We start from the raw sequence: 16760 nt of genomic DNA on the forward strand, positions 1-16760 counted from the left end.
GGCAGTCTGAAAATCACCCGCAACGCCCCTCTCCGGGCCACCCCCTGCGCCGCCCCTTCCGCAGCGCGTCCCTCTCGCGGGGTCGGGTGAGGGGGAGGTGGGGGGAGGGAGGTGGGATGGGTGGAGGGAGGTGGATGGGGTGTGCGGGGTGGGGTGGGTGTTGGGGTGGGTGGGTGGGGGTGTTGGGGGTGTGGCGAAGCCGCCGGCGCGGTGGGCGGCCGGCGGCTTCGGGGTGGGGGTCAGGCCTTGCGGAGGTGGAAGGTGAGGCCGAGGGAGTCGTCGGTGAAGGGGGCGGAGTCCCAGTCGGGGGTGCCGGCGGCGAAGTCGGTGGCGAGGACCTCTTCGGCGACGAGGGGGCCGTGTTCGGCGATGGCCTCGGCGGTTTCCTCGGAGGTGGCGCGCCAGCGGAGGACGATGCGGTCGGCGACGTCCAGGCCGGAGTTCTTGCGGGCCTCCTGGATCTGGCGGATGGCGTCGCGGGCGATGCCGAGACGCTTGAGTTCCGGGGTGATGGCCAGGTCGAGGGCGACGGTGGCGCCGGACTCGTTGGCGACGGCCCAGCCCTCGCGCGGGGTCTCGGTGATGATCACCTCGTCGGGGGAGAGGGTGATCGGTTCGCCGTTCAGGTCGACGCCGGCTTCGCCGGTGGTGCGGAGGTCGGCGGCGAGCTGGGCGGCGTCGGCGGCGGCGACGGCCTTGGCGACGTCCTGGACGCCCTTGCCGAAGCGCTTGCCGAGGGCGCGGAAGTTGGCCTTGGCGGTGGTGTCGACGAGCGAACCGCCGACCTCGGCGAGGGATTCGAGGGTGGCGACGTTGAGTTCCTCGGCGATCTGCGCGCGCAGGTCGGCGGGCAGCTCCTCCCAGCCCTGGGCGGCGACCAGTGCGCGGGAGAGCGGCTGGCGGGTCTTCACGCCGGACTCGGCGCGGGTGGCCCGGCCGAGTTCGACCAGGCGGCGGACCAGGGCCATGTGGCGGGAGAGGTCGGCGTCGATCAGCGTCTCGTCGGCCTCGGGCCAGGAGGCGAGGTGGACGGAGGACGGGGCCTGGGGGTCGGTCGGGACGACGAGGTCCTGCCAGACCTGCTCGGTGATGAAGGGGGTGAGCGGGGCCATCAGGCGGGTGACCGTCTCCAGCGCCTCGTGCAGGGTGGCGAGCGCGGCGGCGTCGCCCTGCCAGAAGCGGCGGCGGCCGCGGCGGACGTACCAGTTGGAGAGGTCGTCGACGAAGCCGGAGAGCAGCTTGCCGGCGCGCTGGGTGTCATACGCCTCGAAGGCCGCGTCGACCTCGCGGACCAGGGTGTTCAGCTCGGAGAGCACCCAGCGGTCCAGCTGCGGGCGGTCGGCCGGGGCCGGGTCGCCCGCGGAGGGGGCCCAGCCGGAGGTGCGGGCGTACAGGGCCTGGAAGGCGACGGTGTTCCAGTAGGTGAGGAGGGTCTTGCGGACCACCTCCTGGATGGTGCCGTGGCCGACCCGGCGGGCGGACCAGGGCGAGCCGCCGGCCGCCATGAACCAGCGGACGGCGTCGGCGCCGTGCTGGTCCATCAGCGGGATCGGCTGCAGGATGTTGCCCAGGTGCTTGGACATCTTGCGGCCGTCCTCGGCCAGGATGTGGCCCAGACAGACCACGTTCTCGTAGCTGTTCTTGTCGAACACCAGGGTGCCGACCGCCATCAGCGTGTAGAACCAGCCGCGGGTCTGGTCGATCGCCTCGGAGATGAACTGCGCCGGGTAGCGCTTCTCGAACAGCTCCTTGTTCTGGTACGGGTAGCCGTACTGGGCGAAGGGCATCGAGCCCGAGTCGTACCAGGCGTCGATGACCTCGGGCACGCGGGTCGAGGTGCCGCCGCACTCGCGGCAGGCGAAGGTCACCGCGTCGATGTACGGGCGGTGCGGGTCGAGGGCGCTCTGGTCGGTGCCGGTGAGCTCGGTCAGCTCGGCCAGCGAGCCGACGCAGGTGAGGTGGCCCTCCTCGCAGCGCCAGATCGGCAGCGGGGTGCCCCAGTAGCGGTTGCGGCTGAGCGCCCAGTCGATGTTGTTGTTCAGCCAGTCGCCGAAGCGGCCGTGCTTGACCGTCTCCGGGAACCAGTTGGTGGCCTCGTTCTCGCGGATCAGCGCGTCCTTGACGGCGGTGGTCCGGATGTACCAGGACGGCTGCGCGTAGTAGAGCAGCGCGGTGTGGCAGCGCCAGCAGTGCGGGTAGCTGTGCTCGTACGGCAGGTGGCGGAAGAGCAGGCCGCGCTCCTTGAGGTCCGCGACCAGGGCCTCGTCGGCCTTCTTGAAGAACTGGCCGCCGACCAGCGGGACTTCGGGGGCGAAGGTGCCGTCGGCGAGCACCGGGTTGACCACCGGCAGGCCGTACTTGCGGCAGGTCGCGAGGTCGTCCGCGCCGAAGGCGGGGGACTGGTGGACGATGCCGGTGCCGTCCTCGGTGGTGACGTAGTCGGCGTTGAGGACGTAGTGCGCGTTCTCGATCTCGACCAGGTCGAAGGGGCGGCGGTAGGCCCAGCGCTCCATCTCGGCGCCGGTGAAGCGCTGTCCGGTGGCCTCCCAGCCCTCGCCGAGGGCCTTGGCGAGCAGGGGCTCGGCGACGACCAGCTTCTCGGTGCCGTCGGTGGCCACGGCGTAGGTGACCTCGGGGTGGACCGCGGCCGCGGTGTTGGAGACCAGGGTCCAGGGGGTGGTCGTCCAGACCAGCAGGGCGGCCTCGCCGGCCAGCGGGCCGCTGGTCAGCGGGAAGCGGACGAAGACCGAGGGGTCGACCACGGTCTCGTAGCCCTGGGCCAGCTCGTGGTCGGACAGGCCGGTGCCGCAGCGCGGGCACCAGGGGGCGACCCGGTGGTCCTGGACCAGGAGGCCCTTGTCGAAGATCTGCTGGAGCGACCACCAGACGGACTGGACGTACGACGGGTCCATCGTCCGGTAGGCCTCGTCCAGGTCGACCCAGTACCCCATGCGGGTGGTCAGCTCGGCGAAGGCGTCGGTGTGACGGGTCACCGATTCGCGGCACTTGGCGTTGAACTCGGCGATGCCGTACGCCTCGATGTCCTGCTTGCCGGAGAAGCCCAGCTCCTTCTCGACGGCGAGCTCGACCGGGAGGCCGTGGCAGTCCCAGCCGGCCTTGCGGGCGACGTGGTAGCCCTTCATGGTCCGGTAGCGGGGGAAGACGTCCTTGAAGACGCGGGCCTCGATGTGGTGGGCGCCCGGCATGCCGTTGGCGGTCGGCGGTCCCTCGTAGAACACCCACTCGGGGCGGCCCTCGGACTGTTCCAGGCTGCGCTGGAAGATCTTGTTGTCCTGCCAGAAGGAGAGGATCTGGTGCTCGAGGGCAGGGAGATCGACCTGTGCGGGGACGGGGTTATAGGAGCTCATCGCGGGCGTCTACCTCCGGCGGATGCTGGGACTGGATCCTCCGGAGGGACGAGACGGCCAGCCGTCCCGCGGTACCACCCTCCTTGGCCGCGGTGGTGCGTTGCGGCCCTCTTGTTTGGGCTTGCTGCCGGGTCTAGTGAGCCGCCGCGGCGGCCGTTCTTCCGGCGGCTCCGGGGTGATCTTCCCGCCGCGCACACCCCCGGGCTCGCACCGTCCCCGGGTCGCTGGTGGCTGCGTACGTCGGTACTCGTCCCATCTGCGCCTTGCAGGGCCAGTGTATCGGCCGGGCAAGTCGGTTTGTCCAAACCGTTTCCGGCGGGCGGCACTCGGACGCCGTCGCGGGGCTGGTCAGGAGGGCTGTCGGGTGGGGGTTAGGCGGGGGTGAGGTGGGCACAACCCTCTCAGCGCGCGGGGCGTGGCGGCTGGGGCGGCTGCCTGGGTGGGAACGTTGTGAGGCATCGGTATGTCATGTTGTGACCGGTTTTGATCGGGATTATCGTTCCGGCACTGGAAGCCGCCGGGAACCGGCGGCTCGATTCGTTCGTAGATGGGGTCGTAGCCATGGCTGAGAAGGGAACCGGCGCGGGTACCGCCACCAAGCGGGCACGCAAGGCCGTGGCGGTCGATCCAGGGGAGGGGACCGTGACCACTACCGCACCGAAGACCAGCACCGTCACCGCGCCGCGCGGGGCGGAGTCGGTGGACCCGGCCACGCTGCCGGTCCGGCCCGGCGAGGACCCGTGGACCACCGAGGAGGTCCACGAGCTGCACACCGAGCTGATCAGCGAGCTCAAGCGGCTGCAGGACGAGATCGACGCCGCCGAGGCGGCCATCTCCGGCCTGATGCGCGACTCCAACGACGGAGCCGGCGACGACCAGGTCGACGCCGGTACGAAGAACATCTCCCGGGAGAGCGAGCTGGCGCTGGCCAACAACGCGCGCGACAGCCTCGCCCAGACCGAGCGCGCCCTGGACCGGCTGGAGGGCGTCGGCTTCGGCACCTGCGAGTCCTGCGGGCAGGCCATCGGCAAGGCCCGGATGCAGGCCTTCCCGCGGGCGACGCTCTGCGTGCAGTGCAAGGCGAAGCAGGAGCGGCGCTGACCCGGTCGCGGGAGGGGCGGCGGAGCCCTTGACGAAGCGGGCGTCGGACCGGGTGGCCGGGACGGCGCGCAGGGTCGGGCTTGCCGTACGCTCGACCCGTAACGTCGCCTGACGCGTCCGCACGTGTGGACGCGGGCGGGTCGGCACTGGCCCACCACCCTCCCCCACCTACGGCCGGGGGAGCTCCATCGGCAGCGGAGCGGATCATCAGTACGCAAGGTTCCCCCCAGACCCGGGACGACGCCGTCCCGTCCCCCGCCGATGCCGTGGAGGTGCCCGTGGCCGATCCGTCCGAGGCGGCGTCCGTGGACGAACCGACGGCGGCGGAGAAGCCCAAGGGGCCGCGGCGGATCGGGGTGCTGCTGGTCGTCGCGGTGCTCGCCTTCCTGATCGACCTCGGCAGCAAGCTGCTGGTCGTCGCCAAGCTGGAGAACCACGCCGCGATCAAGGTGATCGGGGACGTCGTCACCCTCCAGGTGATCCGGAACTCGGGTGCGGCCTTCGGGATGGGCCAGGCGCTGACCGTCGTCTTCACCATGATCGCCGCGGCCGTCATCGTGGTGATCTGGCGGATCGCCCGCCGGCTGTACAGCCTGCCCTGGGCGATCGCGCTCGGGCTGCTGCTCGGCGGCGCGCTGGGCAACCTCACCGACCGGCTGTTCCGCTGGCCGGGCGTCTTCCGCGGGCACGTGGTGGACTTCATCTCCGTCCAGCACTTCGCGGTGTTCAACCTCGCCGACTCGGCGATCGTCTGCGGCGGGATCCTCGTCGTGCTGCTCTCCTTCCGGGGCAGCAACCCGGACGGGACCGTCCACCAGCAGGGCGACAAGGCGGAGTAGCGGCCGAGGGGCGGCCAGGCCCCCGGGGAGTGCGGCGCGCGGGGGCGGGGCGGGTTTCCGGCATACTCGTACGGGTGAGTACCGCAGCGCAGATCCGAAGCCTCCCCGTTCCCGACGGCCTGGAGGGCGAGCGCCTCGACGCCGCCCTGGCCCGGATGTTCGGCTTCTCCCGGACGAAGGCCGCCGAACTGGCCGCCGAGGGCAAGGTGACGCTCGACGGCGCCGTGGCCGGCAAGTCGGACCGGGTGACCGCCGGTTCCTGGCTGGAGGTCGAGATCCCCGCCCCGGCCGCCCCCGTGCAGATCGTCGCCGAACACGTCGAGGGCATGCGGATCGTCCACGACGACGAGGACATCGTGCTGGTCGACAAGCCGGTCGGCGTCGCCGCGCACCCCAGCCCGGGCTGGACCGGCCCCACCGTGATCGGCGGGCTCGCCGCGGCCGGCTACCGGATCTCCACCTCGGGTGCGGCCGAGCGGCAGGGCATCGTGCACCGGCTGGACGTCGGCACCTCGGGCCTGATGGTCGTCGCCAAGTCCGAGCGCGCGTACACCGACCTCAAGCGGCAGTTCCACGACCGGATCACCGAGAAGCGGTACCACACGCTGGTCCAGGGCCACCCGGACCCGATGAGCGGGACGGTCGACGCGCCGATCGGGCGGCACCCCAGCTCGGACTGGAAGTGGGCGGTGACCCGGGACGGCAAGCCGTCCGTCACGCACTACGACCTGATCGAGGCGTACCGGGCCGCGTCGCTGCTGGCGATCAAGCTGGAGACCGGGCGCACCCACCAGATCCGCGTCCACATGTCCGCGCTGCGGCACCCCTGCGTCGGCGACCTGACGTACGGTGCCGACCCGACGCTGGCCAAGCGGCTCGGGCTCGGCCGGCAGTGGCTGCACGCGGTGTCGCTCGGTTTCGAGCACCCGTCGGACGGACAGTGGGTCGAGTTCTCCAGCGAGTACCCGGACGACCTGAAGAAGGCGCTGGACATCATCGCGGCGGAGAGCTGAGGTGGCGGCCGAGGCCCGGGCCGGCGTCGGTGCGGGGCTGAGGGGCGGGTCGGGGGCCGTGGTCCGGATCGCCGAGGGGGAATCGGACCTGGCGCTGGTGCGGGAGGTCCGGCGCGCGGTGTTCGTCGTCGAGCAGAACGTGCCGGAGGAGCTGGAGTACGACGAGTACGACGCGACCTCGGTGCACCTGCTGGCCGTGGCGGCGGACGGCAGCGCGCTCGGGACCGGGCGGCTGATCTTCGGCGACCAGGCGCGGGAGCTGACCGGAGGCGTCGAGGGGCGGGTGCTGCTCGGGCGGCTCGCGGTGCTGCCGCAGGCCCGGGGGACCGGGCTGGGAGCGGAACTCGTGCGGGCGATCGAGGTCGCGGGCGTGGAGCGCGGCGGCTCGGAGATGGAGCTGCACGCGCAGGTGCAGGCGCTCGGGTTCTACGAGCGGCTGGGGTACGTGGCGCAGGGCCCGGTGTACGAGGACGCCGGGATTCCGCACCGGACGATGACGCGGGTGTTGTAGGCGGCGGCTTCCGACCCTTCGCGCGGGTCCCCGCGCCCCTGGTGGGGCGCGGGGATTCGTGCGTGGAGGGGTCAGTCGGTGGTGCGCAGGCGGGGGAGGGCCCGGGGGTGCTCGTCGCGCAGGTAGGCGATGAGTTGTTCGCGGATGTCGACGCGGAGCCGGGCGGCGTCGTCGGGGCAGCGGGCGGTCATGGTGGCGCGGACGACGATGGTGCTGGGGGTGGTGTCGGTGACCTGGAGGGCCCACTCGGCGCCGTCCCACAGGGGGTGGCGGTCGAGACGGGCGCGCAGGGCGGCGCGCAGGTCGTCGACCGGGGTGCTGTGGTCGAGGTGGAGCAGGACGGCGGCGAGCAGGCCCGGGTCGCGGCGGGTCCAGTTCTCGAAGGGCTTGTTGACGAAGTACGAGACCGGGACGATCAGCCGGCGGTGGTCCCAGAGTCGGACCACCAGGTAGGAGAGCGTGATCTCCTCGACCGTGCCCTGCTGGCCGTCCACCACCACGGTGTCGCCGATCCGGACGGTGTCGCCGAAGGCGATCTGCAGGCCCGCGAAGAAGTTGCCGAGGGTGCTCTGGGCGGCGATGCCGGCCACGATGCCGATGATGCCCGCGGAGGCGAGCAGGCCGGCGCCGACGGTGCGCATCGCGGAGAAGGTCAGCAGCATCACGGCGACGGTGACCACGACGATGGCCGCGGCGGCCACCCGGCGCAGCATGCTGATCTGGGTGTGCACCCGCTGCACCCGGGCCGGGTCGTCGACGCGCCGCTCGTAACGGCTGAGCAGGGCGTCCAGGAGCGCGGCGACCACGCGGACGGAGAGCCAGCCGAGCGAGGCGAGCAGGATGAGCAGGACGAGGTGGTGCGGGCCCTCGTCCCGGTGCAGGTGGAGGGCCTGCCGGAGCGGCTCGGTGGCGAGCAACAGGGCTGAGGCGACCACGAGTTGGAGCGGGACCCGGCAGCGGCGGAGCTGCGCCCAGAGCGGGGCGTCGGGCTCCCGGGCGGCGAGCCGCTGGAGGGTCTGGTCGACGATCCAGCCGATCGCCAGGGTGGCGGCGACGGTGGCGAGCAGCGAGATCAGCGGCCGGAGCATGGCCGTACGATACCCGGGCGCAGTGGGGCGAACCGGGCAAAGGGGTGGTCTGCTTCCGGGCGGCCTTATCGGGCGCCTACCCGGACGGCGGATACGATCAGCGCCCATGGAGTTCGGTGGGGCATGGCGTCGTCGGCGCGGCCGGGGTACGACGGTCGGGCGCAGGCTGCTGGCCGGTGCGGTGGCGCTGGTGGCGGTGGCCGGGGTCGGTACGGCGGCGATGGCGTCCGGCGGTGAGCAGGCGGTCCGCGAGGAGGACCGTTTCCTCAGCATGCCGGAGACGCCCGGAAGCACGCAGCAGGTCCAGCTGGACACCTCCTTCTTCACCGCCGGCAGCGGTCCGCGGCCGGCGGTGCTGCTCGCGCACGGGTTCGGCGGCTCCAAGGAGGGCGAGCGTGATCGCGCCCGGCAGCTCGCCCGGCAGGGCTACGCGGTGCTGACCTGGTCGGCACGCGGGTTCGGGCGCTCGGGCGGCAAGATCGGGCTCAACGCGCCGGACCGCGAGGTGGAGGACGTCCGGCACCTGGTGGACTGGTTGGCCCAGCGGCCCGAGGTGCAGCTCGACGGCGCGGGCGACCCGAGGGTCGGCATCACCGGTGCCTCGTACGGCGGGGCGATCTCGCTGCTGGCCTCCGCGTACGACCACCGGATCGACGCGGTGGCGACCCAGATCACCTGGTGGAACCTGGCGGACGCGCTGTTCCCGCAGGGGGTGCAGGGCTCGGGCGCCGCGGACGGCGTGTTCAAGAAGCTGTGGGCCGGGATCTTCTTCACCACCGGCTCCGCCGGGGACCTCGGGCCGTCCGGCGGCGCGCCGCGCGAGGGCGGCGAGGCCAAGCCGGTGGCGGACGGGGACGCCGGGTGCGGGCGGTTCCTGGAGCCGCTCTGCCGGATGTACGACCGGGTCGCGACCGCCGGGCACGCCGATCCGGAGGCCGTCGCGCTGCTGGACCGCTCCAGCCCGTCCTCGGTGGCGGCGCAGCTGAAGGCGCCCACGCTGGTGGTGCAGGGGCAGCAGGACTCGCTGTTCCCGCTCGACCAGGGTGACCGGATCGCGCAGGCGGTCGCCGCGAACGGCGCGCCGGTGGCGGTGGACTGGTTCGCGGGCGGCCACGACGGCGGGACGGACACCAGCGCCCGGGTCGACGACCGGGTCACCGCCTGGTTCGACCACTACCTGCGGGGGCGTGGGAACGACACCGGCCCGGCCTTCCGGGTGACCAGGACCGGCGGGGTGGACTCGACCGGCTTCCAGGCGGTGCTGCGCGGCGCCGACGCCGACCGGTACCCCGGGCTGGGCGGGACGGGTTCGCGGAGCGTCGCGCTGGCCGGCGGGGAGAAGACCGTCGCCAATCCGCCCGGCGGTGCGCCGCCCGGGATCTCGACCCTGCCGGGCATCGGCGCGCTCAGCCAGGCGGCCTCGCTGGGCGCCGGGCTGTCGCTGGACTTCCCCGGGCAGAGCGCGGCCTTCGACTCGGAGGCGCTGGACACACCGCTGCACCTGACCGGCCAGCCCACCGTGCCCGTGCGGGTGACGGCGGACCGGCCGGACGCGGTGCTGTTCGCGAAGCTGTACGACGTCGGGCCGGACGGCAAGGCGGTGCTGCCGCAGCAGCTCGCGGCGCCGCTGCGGGTGACCGGCGCGGACGCCGGGCGGACCGTCACGGTGGCGCTGCCGGCGGTGGACCACACCTTCCCGGCCGGGCACCGGGTGCGGCTGGTGCTGGCGACCACCGACCTCGCGTACGCGTCGCCCGTCGAGCCGGCGAGCTACCGCGTCGCGCCGGCCGGGGCGATCACCGCGCCGACCGTCGAGGAGCTGGCCACCGAGGCGGCGCCGCTGCCCGCGCGGACCTGGGTGCTGCCGGTGGTCGCCGTGGTGGTGGCCGCCGGGCTGGTGCTGCTGCCGCGGCTGCGGCGCCGGCGGGCGACGGGCCCCGGTCCGGACTTCGATCCGGAGCTGGCCGCGGTGCCGCTGCGGATCAGCGGACTGAGCAAGCGCTACAAGGGCTCCCAGGACCGCTACGCCGTCCGGGAGCTGGGCTTCCGGGTGGAGCAGGGGCAGGTGCTCGGACTGCTCGGGCCGAACGGGGCGGGCAAGACCACGACGCTGCGGATGCTGATGGGGCTGATCCGGCCGGACGCCGGGGAGATCCGGATCTTCGGGCACCTGGTGCGGCCCGGGGCGCCCGTGCTGTCGCGGGTCGGGGCGTTCGTGGAGGGCGCGGGCTTCCTGCCGCACCTCACCGGGCGGGCCAACCTGCGGCTGTACTGGCAGGCGACCGGGCGGCCGGAGGCCGACGCGTGCTTCGAGGAGGCGCTGGCCATCGCCGGGCTCGGCGAGGCGCTGGACCGCGCGGTGCGGACGTACTCGCAGGGCATGCGGCAGCGGCTGGCGATCGCGCAGGCGATGCTCGGGATGCCGGACCTGCTGATCCTGGACGAGCCGACCAACGGGCTGGACCCGCCGCAGATCCGCGAGATGCGCGAGGTGATGATCCGGTACGCGGCGGGCGGGCGGACCGTGATCGTGTCGAGCCACCTGCTGTCCGAGGTCGAGCAGAGCTGTACGGACCTGGTCGTGATGGACCGCGGGCGGCTGGTGACGGCCGGGGCGGTCGGAGAGATCGTCGGATCGTCGGAGCTGCTGATGATCGGCGTCGCCGGTCCGTACGACCCGGAGTCGGCGGCCGAGAAGGTGGCCGCGCTGGCCGGGGTCGGTTCGGCGGAGGCCGTCGAGGGCGGACTGCTGGTGCGGCTGGACGGGCTGGCGGCGAGCGAGCTGCTGGCCGAGCTGGTGCGGCTGGGGGTCCCGGTGGAGAGCGCCGGGCCGCAGCGCCGGCTGGAGGACGCGTTCCTGTCGTTGATCGGAGGTGGTGCGCAGTGAGTGCCATGGTGTCGGCCGACCATGCGGAGGGGTACCGGGCGAGCCGGACGCTGCCGCTGCGGGTGGAGGCGATGCGGCAGCTGCGCCGGCGCCGCACCCTGGTGATCGGCGCGGTGCTGGCCGCGATGCCGTTCGTCATCCTGGCCGCGTTCCAGATCGGCGGCACCCCGGACCGGCCGGACCGGACCACCTTCATCGAGCTGGCCACCGCCTCGGGCGCCAACTTCGCGGTCACCATGCTGTTCGTGGGCACCGGCTTCATGCTGGTGATCCCGGTCGCGCTGTTCTGCGGGGACACCGTCGCCTCGGAGGCCAGCTGGTCCTCGCTGCGCTACCTGCTGGCCGCGCCCGTGCCCCGGGCGCGGCTGCTCGCCCGCAAGTTCGTGGTCGGGCTGGCGTTCTCGGCGGTCGCGGTGGTGCTGCTGCCCGCGATCGGACTGGTCGTCGGAACGGCGGCCTACGGCTGGGGGGACCTCAAACTGCCCGCCGGGGCCAGTCTGCCGGCGGGCGAGGCGCTGCCCCGGATCGCGATCGCGGTGGCCTTCGTCTTCCTGAGCGAGATCGTGATCGCGGCGCTGGCCTTCTGGCTGTCCACGGCGACGGACGCGCCGCTGGGCGCGGTGGGCGGCGCGGTGTTCGCCTCGATCATCACCGGGGTGCTGGACGCCGTCACCGCGCTCGGCGACCTGAGGGAGTGGCTGCCGGGGCACTGGCAGTACGCCTGGGCGGACGCGCTGCAGCCGCAGCTGGAGTGGGGCGGCATGGTGCAGGGCGTCTCGCTGTCGCTCTCGTACGCGGCGGTGCTGCTGGCGCTGGCCTTCCGCGGGTTCGCGCGCAAGGACGTGGTGTCGTAGGGCGGCTGGTGCCGCGGCCGGCGTCGGGGCCGGTGTCGTGTGGGTCGGGCGGGGCATGGGGGATCATGGGTGGGTAGCTGACTCCCCTGGTGAAGGACCCGAACCGTGGCCCAGATCGTCCTCTTCCACTCCGCCTACGGCCTGCGGCCCGCCGTGCACGACGCCGCCGAGCGGCTGCGGGCCGCCGGGCACACCGTGCACGCGCCGGACCTGTTCGAGGGCCGGACCTTCGACTCGGTCGAGGACGGCCGGGCGTACCAGGAGGAGGCCGGGGGCAGCGAGGAGATGCTGCGCCGCGCCGTGACGGCCGCCGCGCCGCTGTCCGAGGGCGGGCTGGTGTACGCGGGCTTCTCGCTCGGCGGCGCGATCGCGCAGAACCTGGCGCTGGCCGACGAGAAGGCGCGCGGGCTGCTGCTCCTGCACGGCACCTCGGACCTGCGGGAGGACGCCGCCACCGAGATCCCCGTACAGCTGCACATCGCCGAGCCGGACCCGTTCGAGCCGGAGGACTGGCTGAACGCCTGGTACCTGCGGATGCGGCGGGCCGGGGCGGAGGTGGAGGTGCACCGCTACCGGGGCGCCGGGCACCTGTTCACCGACCCGGAGCTGCCCGATTACGACGAGGAGGCGGCGGAGCGCGCCTGGGCGGCGTCGCTGGACTTCCTGGCGGAGCTGGACGGCTGACGGGACTGGACGGCTGACGGGACTGGTCGGCTGACGGAGCTGGACGGCTGACGGAAGTGGTCGGCCGACGGGCGCTGAGGGCCCGTCGGGCGAGCGGGGCGAGGAGAAGGCCAGGTCGGGCGGGTGCCCCGACCTGGCCTTCGGCGTTGGGGCGGCAGCTTCTCCAGTGGCCGGTGGGGCTCGCGGGACGGGTGTGACGATCCGTCGGAGGGACGGTCGAGGGGCGGCGGAAGTGCCGGTCACCGGCGGGCCGCAGGCCGGAAGGACTGTTTCCGGACAGCTACCCACAGTCATCGCGAGGGTAGTGGTCCAGACCTCTTGACACGCTCTCGCCAGTCGGCCAGCGCGAATGATCGAACCACGAACTGTTGTTCACCGGAAGGCCGTCCGCGCGTCACGGTCCGGCGGCCGGTCAGGTTGACCGGAATCCCCACGGTGTCGTTGATCTGCAGGGAAACCTCTTCATAGAGTCGCGGTGCACTTCATACCTGACCAGCTCGCGAATCCGTGGAAATGCCGTCGGGCCATTTCCCGTGACCATCATCGGAGCGGCACATGCTTGTTCTCGGAATCACCAACAACGATCTGGCCGGCGCCTGCCTGGTGCAGGACGGAACCGTCGTCGCGGCTGTCAGCGAGGAGCGCTTCTCCCGGGTCAAGGACCACAAGACCTGGCCGGAGCAGTCGATCGACTACGTCCTGAGGGAGGCCGGGGTCACCCTTTCCGATGTCGACCGGGTGGCCTACGGGTGGCAGGCGGGATTCAGCGCGGAAAAGCACCTGCTGCTGTACGTGGACCGGATTTCGGAGGAGGCCCGGCTGCGCCCCGAGGCGCTTCCGCACCTCCGCAAGCGGATATCCGACGAAATTCGGAACGACCGCGAGAAGCGCGGTGAGTTCGATGCCTTCATCGAGGAGAACGGACTCCGCGGCAAGGTGGTTCTCGTCGACCACCACGAGTCGCACGGCCTGGGCGCCTTCCTCTGCTCCCCGTTCGACGACGCCCTCGTGGTCACCTGCGACGGCCGCGGGGACTTCCAGTCCCTGACCGTCACGCACTACTTCCCCGGCGGCGAGGAGGTGCTCCAGCGGGAGACCTCGATCGACAGCCTGGGCTACTTCTACGGCCGGATCACCAAGCTGCTCGGCTTCCGCCCGAACCGCCACGAGGGCAAGATCACCGGACTGGCCGCCAACGGCGACCCGGAGAAGCTCCTCCCGCTGATGCGGCGGATGATCGACGTCGAGGAGAACGGCGCGATCCGCGCCCGCTGTGGCGACTGGTACCAGCCGTCCTACGAGGGCTACTCGGAGGCGCTGCTGGCGGAGATCGGCGCCCACGAGCCGGCCGACGTCGCGGCGGCGGCCCAGCGGCACGTGGAGAACCTGCTGACCGCCGTGGTGGCGCGGCACATCGGCCGGGTGCCGAGCGGCAACGTCTGCCTGTCGGGCGGCGTGTTCGCCAACGTCAAGCTCAACCAGCGGATCTTCGAGACCCCGGGCGTGCGGAACGTCTACGTGCTGCCGCCGATGGGCGACGGCGGGCTGCCGCTGCAGAGCGCCGTGATCGTGGCCCACCGGGAGACCGGCGAACGCCCGCGGGTGCCCTCGATGGCGCTCGGGCCGGACGCGGCCATCTCCGAGGGCCGGCTGGAGGAGATCCTGCGGGACTACCCCGGGCTGCGCTACCGCCGCATCGGCGAGGGCATGCGGGAGGTGCTGCTGGACGCGCTGGAGGCGGACCAGGTCATCGGCACCTACCGGGGCCGGATGGAGTTCGGCCCGCGCGCGCTCGGCCGGCGCAGCGTCATCTACGGCACCGCCGACCCGACCATGAACGACTGGCTCAACAAGCGCCTGAACCGTACCGAGTTCATGCCCTTCGCGCCCATCACCGCCGAGGACCTGGCGGCCGACTGCTACGTGGGCTGGGAGCCCGAGCAGCCGTCGGCGCTGTTCATGACGATCACCTACGACTGCCACGAGTCGTTCGCCAAGGCCTGCCCGGCGGTGGTGCACGTCGACAACACCGCGCGCCCGCAGATCGTCCGGGCCCAGGACGACCCGTTCCTGCACGGCCTGCTGATGGCCTGGTACGACCGGAGCGGACAGGCGGCGCTGGTGAACACCTCGTTCAACAAGCACGAGGAGCCGATCGTCGGATCGCACCGGGACGCGCTCGACCCGCTCGCCGACGAGGTGATCGACCTGCTGCTGATCGACGACGTGTACCTGGTCTGGAAGGACGGTGCGGACAACTACATGGCGCGGCAGGCGGTTTGACCTGCCGGATCAACCGGTCGGGGCACGGGCCGGCGGTGTGGTCCAGACCGGTTGACCGTCCGCCCGTGGCACGTTGAACTATCGTCAGACCGTATGGCGCGAGCGCCGAGTGAGGAGACCGATGCAGCCGCTGCAGCCGCAAGCCGGGACGCGGTACGAGGTCGAGGCCGTCGTCTTCGACATGGACGGGGTCCTGATCGACTCCAGGCCCGTGATCGAGGAGGCGTGGCGGTCGGTGGCTCGGCGCCACGGCCGGGTGCTGACCGACCCGGAGATCGAGGAGTACGTCCACGGGCGGACCGGCGACCAGACGGTGCGGCTGATCTTCCCGGACCACTCGGACGTCGACCGGAAGGCCATCTGGGCCGAGGTGGACACCGTCGAGGAGCGGGCACCGTACCGGGCGATCCCCGGTGCGGACGGGCTCGCCGATCGGCTGCGGCACGCGGGCCTGCCGATCGGCCTGGCCACCAGCAGCTGGACCCGGAAGATCGACAACGCGCTGGGCGGGCTCGGCCTGCTCGACGTCTTCCGGGTGCGGGTCACCCGGGACGACGTCGAGCGGGGCAAGCCGCACCCCGACCCGTACCTGGCGGCCTGCCGGGGCCTCGGGCTCCGGCCGCAGCGCACGCTGGTCTTCGAGGACTCGGTCAGCGGGGTGCGCTCGGCCGTCGCGGCCGGGGCGGTGTGTCTCGGGATCGGTGGACCGGCCCTGGTGGAGGCCGGCGCGGTGGTCGCGGTGCCCGACTTCACCGCGCTGACGGTGGCGGAGGAGGCCGGGGTCCTCACCCTGACCGACCCGGACGGGCTGGCCGTCGTGGCGCTGGCGCTCGGGCGGCACGGTGGCTGAGGCGGGGACGGCGGAGCCGGCCGCGCCGGTGGCGTCCGGGGTGCCGGACTCGCCCGTGATGGGCCGGGCGGCGGCGGTCTCGGCGTTCGGCGTCTTCCTCGTCCTCGGCGTGCTCACCGCTTCGCTCGGTGCCTCGCTGCCCTTCCTGCGGGAACGTTTCGGCGCCGAGCACGAGGTCGGCCGGGTGGTCTCGGCGTACAACCTCGGCGCGCTCGCGGCGACCGTCGGGATCGGGCTGCTCGGGCGGCGGCTGAACGTCCGGGCGGCGCCGCCCGTCCTGCTCGGGGTCTTCGCGGCGGGCGCGGCCGGGATGGCGGCCAGCCCCGGCTGGGCCGCCTACCTCGGCTGCGCGGCGGTGACCGGCGTCGGCTACGGAGGGCTGGCGCTCACCCTCAACACGGCGTTCGCGCGCGGGTTCGCCGGGAACAGCGTGGTGATGGTCAACCGGCTGAACGCGGTCTTCGGGATCGGCGCGATGCTGGGCCCGCTCGCCGCCGGGGCCGTCGGGCACACGGACGTCCGGTTGCTCGCGCTGGCGGCCGCCGTGTGCACGCTGCCGTGCTTCCTGGTCGGGCGGGCGGGGGCGGTGCTCGCGGCTCCGGCGGGGGTATCGGGGGCGTCGGGAGTGTCGGGAGCTCGGTCCCGGAGCGGGCAGCCGGAGGACGGGCGGGGCGAGGGCGGCGGCCGGGAGGGCGGTCAACGGGCCCGGCTCGGCCTGGAGTTGCTGCCGTTCCTGCTGGTCGGCCTGGTGTACGCGGGCATGGAGACCGCGATCGGCACCTGGCAGTCGACCCAGCTGGTGCGCGACGGCTGGAGCACACAGGCCGCCACCACGGCGGCCTCGGGCTTCTGGGCCGGGATGGCGCTCGGACGCCTGGTCGTCCCGCAGCTGACCAAGCGGCTGCCGGGCCGCACCACCCTGCCCGGCTACCTGGCCGCCGGGCTGGGCGCGTTGGCGCTGGCCGCCGTACCGCACCTGGCCGTGGTCGCCTACCCGCTGGCCGGGCTGGCGCTGGCACCGGTGCTGCCCACGCTGATCGCCTGGGTCTCCGGCGTGGCGGCGGTGCCGCAGCGGGCGACCTCCGTGCTGACGCTGTGCTGCATGCTGGGCAACGCGGTGGTGCCGGCGGTGGTCGGGGCGCTCAGCGGGTCGGGCGGGGCGGCGGTGATTCCGCTGGTGCTGGCCGGGGCGTGCCTGCTCTGCCTCGGGCTCGCGCTGTGGCTGCGGGCGGCTCGGCGTTGACCGGCCGGCGGTGACGAGTCTGCGGTGACGAGTCTGCGG

12 protein-coding genes are annotated in these 16760 nt (G+C 72.9%); 10 read left to right on the plus strand and 2 right to left on the minus strand.

The features are described 5' to 3' along the window. Positions 1 to 239: 239 nt before the first annotated feature. Positions 240 to 3368: an isoleucine--tRNA ligase gene (ileS, locus tag ACZ6Y7_RS20900; RefSeq protein WP_465759401.1), complete on the minus strand. Its 3129-nt coding sequence runs from the start codon at positions 3366 to 3368 to the stop codon at positions 240 to 242. 642 nt (positions 3369 to 4010) lie between these two features. Between ileS and ACZ6Y7_RS20905 the strand changes: the two genes are divergently transcribed. The 4 genes from ACZ6Y7_RS20905 (at position 4011) to ACZ6Y7_RS20920 (ending at position 6832) form a co-directional block, all read left to right on the plus strand. Continuing rightward, positions 4011 to 4469: a TraR/DksA family transcriptional regulator gene (locus ACZ6Y7_RS20905; protein ID WP_465759402.1), complete on the plus strand. Its 459-nt coding sequence runs from the start codon at positions 4011 to 4013 to the stop codon at positions 4467 to 4469. Between the two features lie 146 nt (positions 4470 to 4615). Further along, the gene (gene lspA, locus ACZ6Y7_RS20910) at positions 4616 to 5308 is read left to right on the plus strand and encodes a signal peptidase II (protein ID WP_465759667.1); all 693 of its coding nucleotides are present in this window, start codon (positions 4616 to 4618) and stop codon (positions 5306 to 5308) included. Between the two features lie 74 nt (positions 5309 to 5382). Further along, positions 5383 to 6321 (plus strand): RluA family pseudouridine synthase, encoded by a 939-nt coding sequence (locus tag ACZ6Y7_RS20915; RefSeq protein WP_465759403.1) that lies wholly within the window; start codon positions 5383 to 5385, stop codon positions 6319 to 6321. Between the two features lie 37 nt (positions 6322 to 6358). Further along, positions 6359 to 6832 (plus strand): GNAT family N-acetyltransferase, encoded by a 474-nt coding sequence (locus tag ACZ6Y7_RS20920; RefSeq protein WP_465759668.1) that lies wholly within the window; start codon positions 6359 to 6361, stop codon positions 6830 to 6832. 71 nt (positions 6833 to 6903) lie between these two features. Here the strand turns inward: ACZ6Y7_RS20920 and ACZ6Y7_RS20925 are convergent, their stop codons facing one another. Continuing rightward, the gene (locus ACZ6Y7_RS20925) at positions 6904 to 7920 is read right to left on the minus strand and encodes a mechanosensitive ion channel family protein (protein ID WP_465759404.1); all 1017 of its coding nucleotides are present in this window, start codon (positions 7918 to 7920) and stop codon (positions 6904 to 6906) included. Between the two features lie 106 nt (positions 7921 to 8026). On the opposite strand from ACZ6Y7_RS20925, the gene ACZ6Y7_RS20930 reads away from it, so the two are divergent. From ACZ6Y7_RS20930 to ACZ6Y7_RS20955, 6 genes are all read left to right on the plus strand, one after another. Beyond that, positions 8027 to 10807: an alpha/beta fold hydrolase gene (locus ACZ6Y7_RS20930; protein ID WP_465759405.1), complete on the plus strand. Its 2781-nt coding sequence runs from the start codon at positions 8027 to 8029 to the stop codon at positions 10805 to 10807. A gap of 5 nt (positions 10808 to 10812) precedes the next feature. Further along, on the plus strand, positions 10813 to 11661 hold the full coding sequence (locus ACZ6Y7_RS20935) for an ABC transporter permease (RefSeq protein ID WP_465759669.1): 849 nt from the start codon (positions 10813 to 10815) through the stop codon (positions 11659 to 11661). 105 nt (positions 11662 to 11766) lie between these two features. After that, positions 11767 to 12345: a dienelactone hydrolase family protein gene (locus tag ACZ6Y7_RS20940; protein WP_465759406.1), complete on the plus strand. Its 579-nt coding sequence runs from the start codon at positions 11767 to 11769 to the stop codon at positions 12343 to 12345. A 555-nt stretch (positions 12346 to 12900) separates the two neighbouring features. Beyond that, positions 12901 to 14628 carry a carbamoyltransferase family protein gene (locus ACZ6Y7_RS20945; RefSeq protein WP_465759407.1) on the plus strand — a complete coding sequence of 576 codons (1728 nt, stop codon included), beginning with the start codon at positions 12901 to 12903 and terminating at the stop codon, positions 14626 to 14628. A gap of 121 nt (positions 14629 to 14749) precedes the next feature. Further along, the gene (locus tag ACZ6Y7_RS20950; protein WP_465759408.1) at positions 14750 to 15478 is read left to right on the plus strand and encodes an HAD family hydrolase; all 729 of its coding nucleotides are present in this window, start codon (positions 14750 to 14752) and stop codon (positions 15476 to 15478) included. A gap of 40 nt (positions 15479 to 15518) precedes the next feature. Next, entirely contained in the window at positions 15519 to 16721 is a 1203-nt protein-coding gene (locus ACZ6Y7_RS20955) for an MFS transporter (protein WP_465759409.1), read from the plus strand. The last annotated feature ends 39 nt before the right edge of the window (positions 16722 to 16760 follow it).

The sequence above is a fragment of the Kitasatospora sp. NPDC053308 genome, from assembly GCF_055585785.1.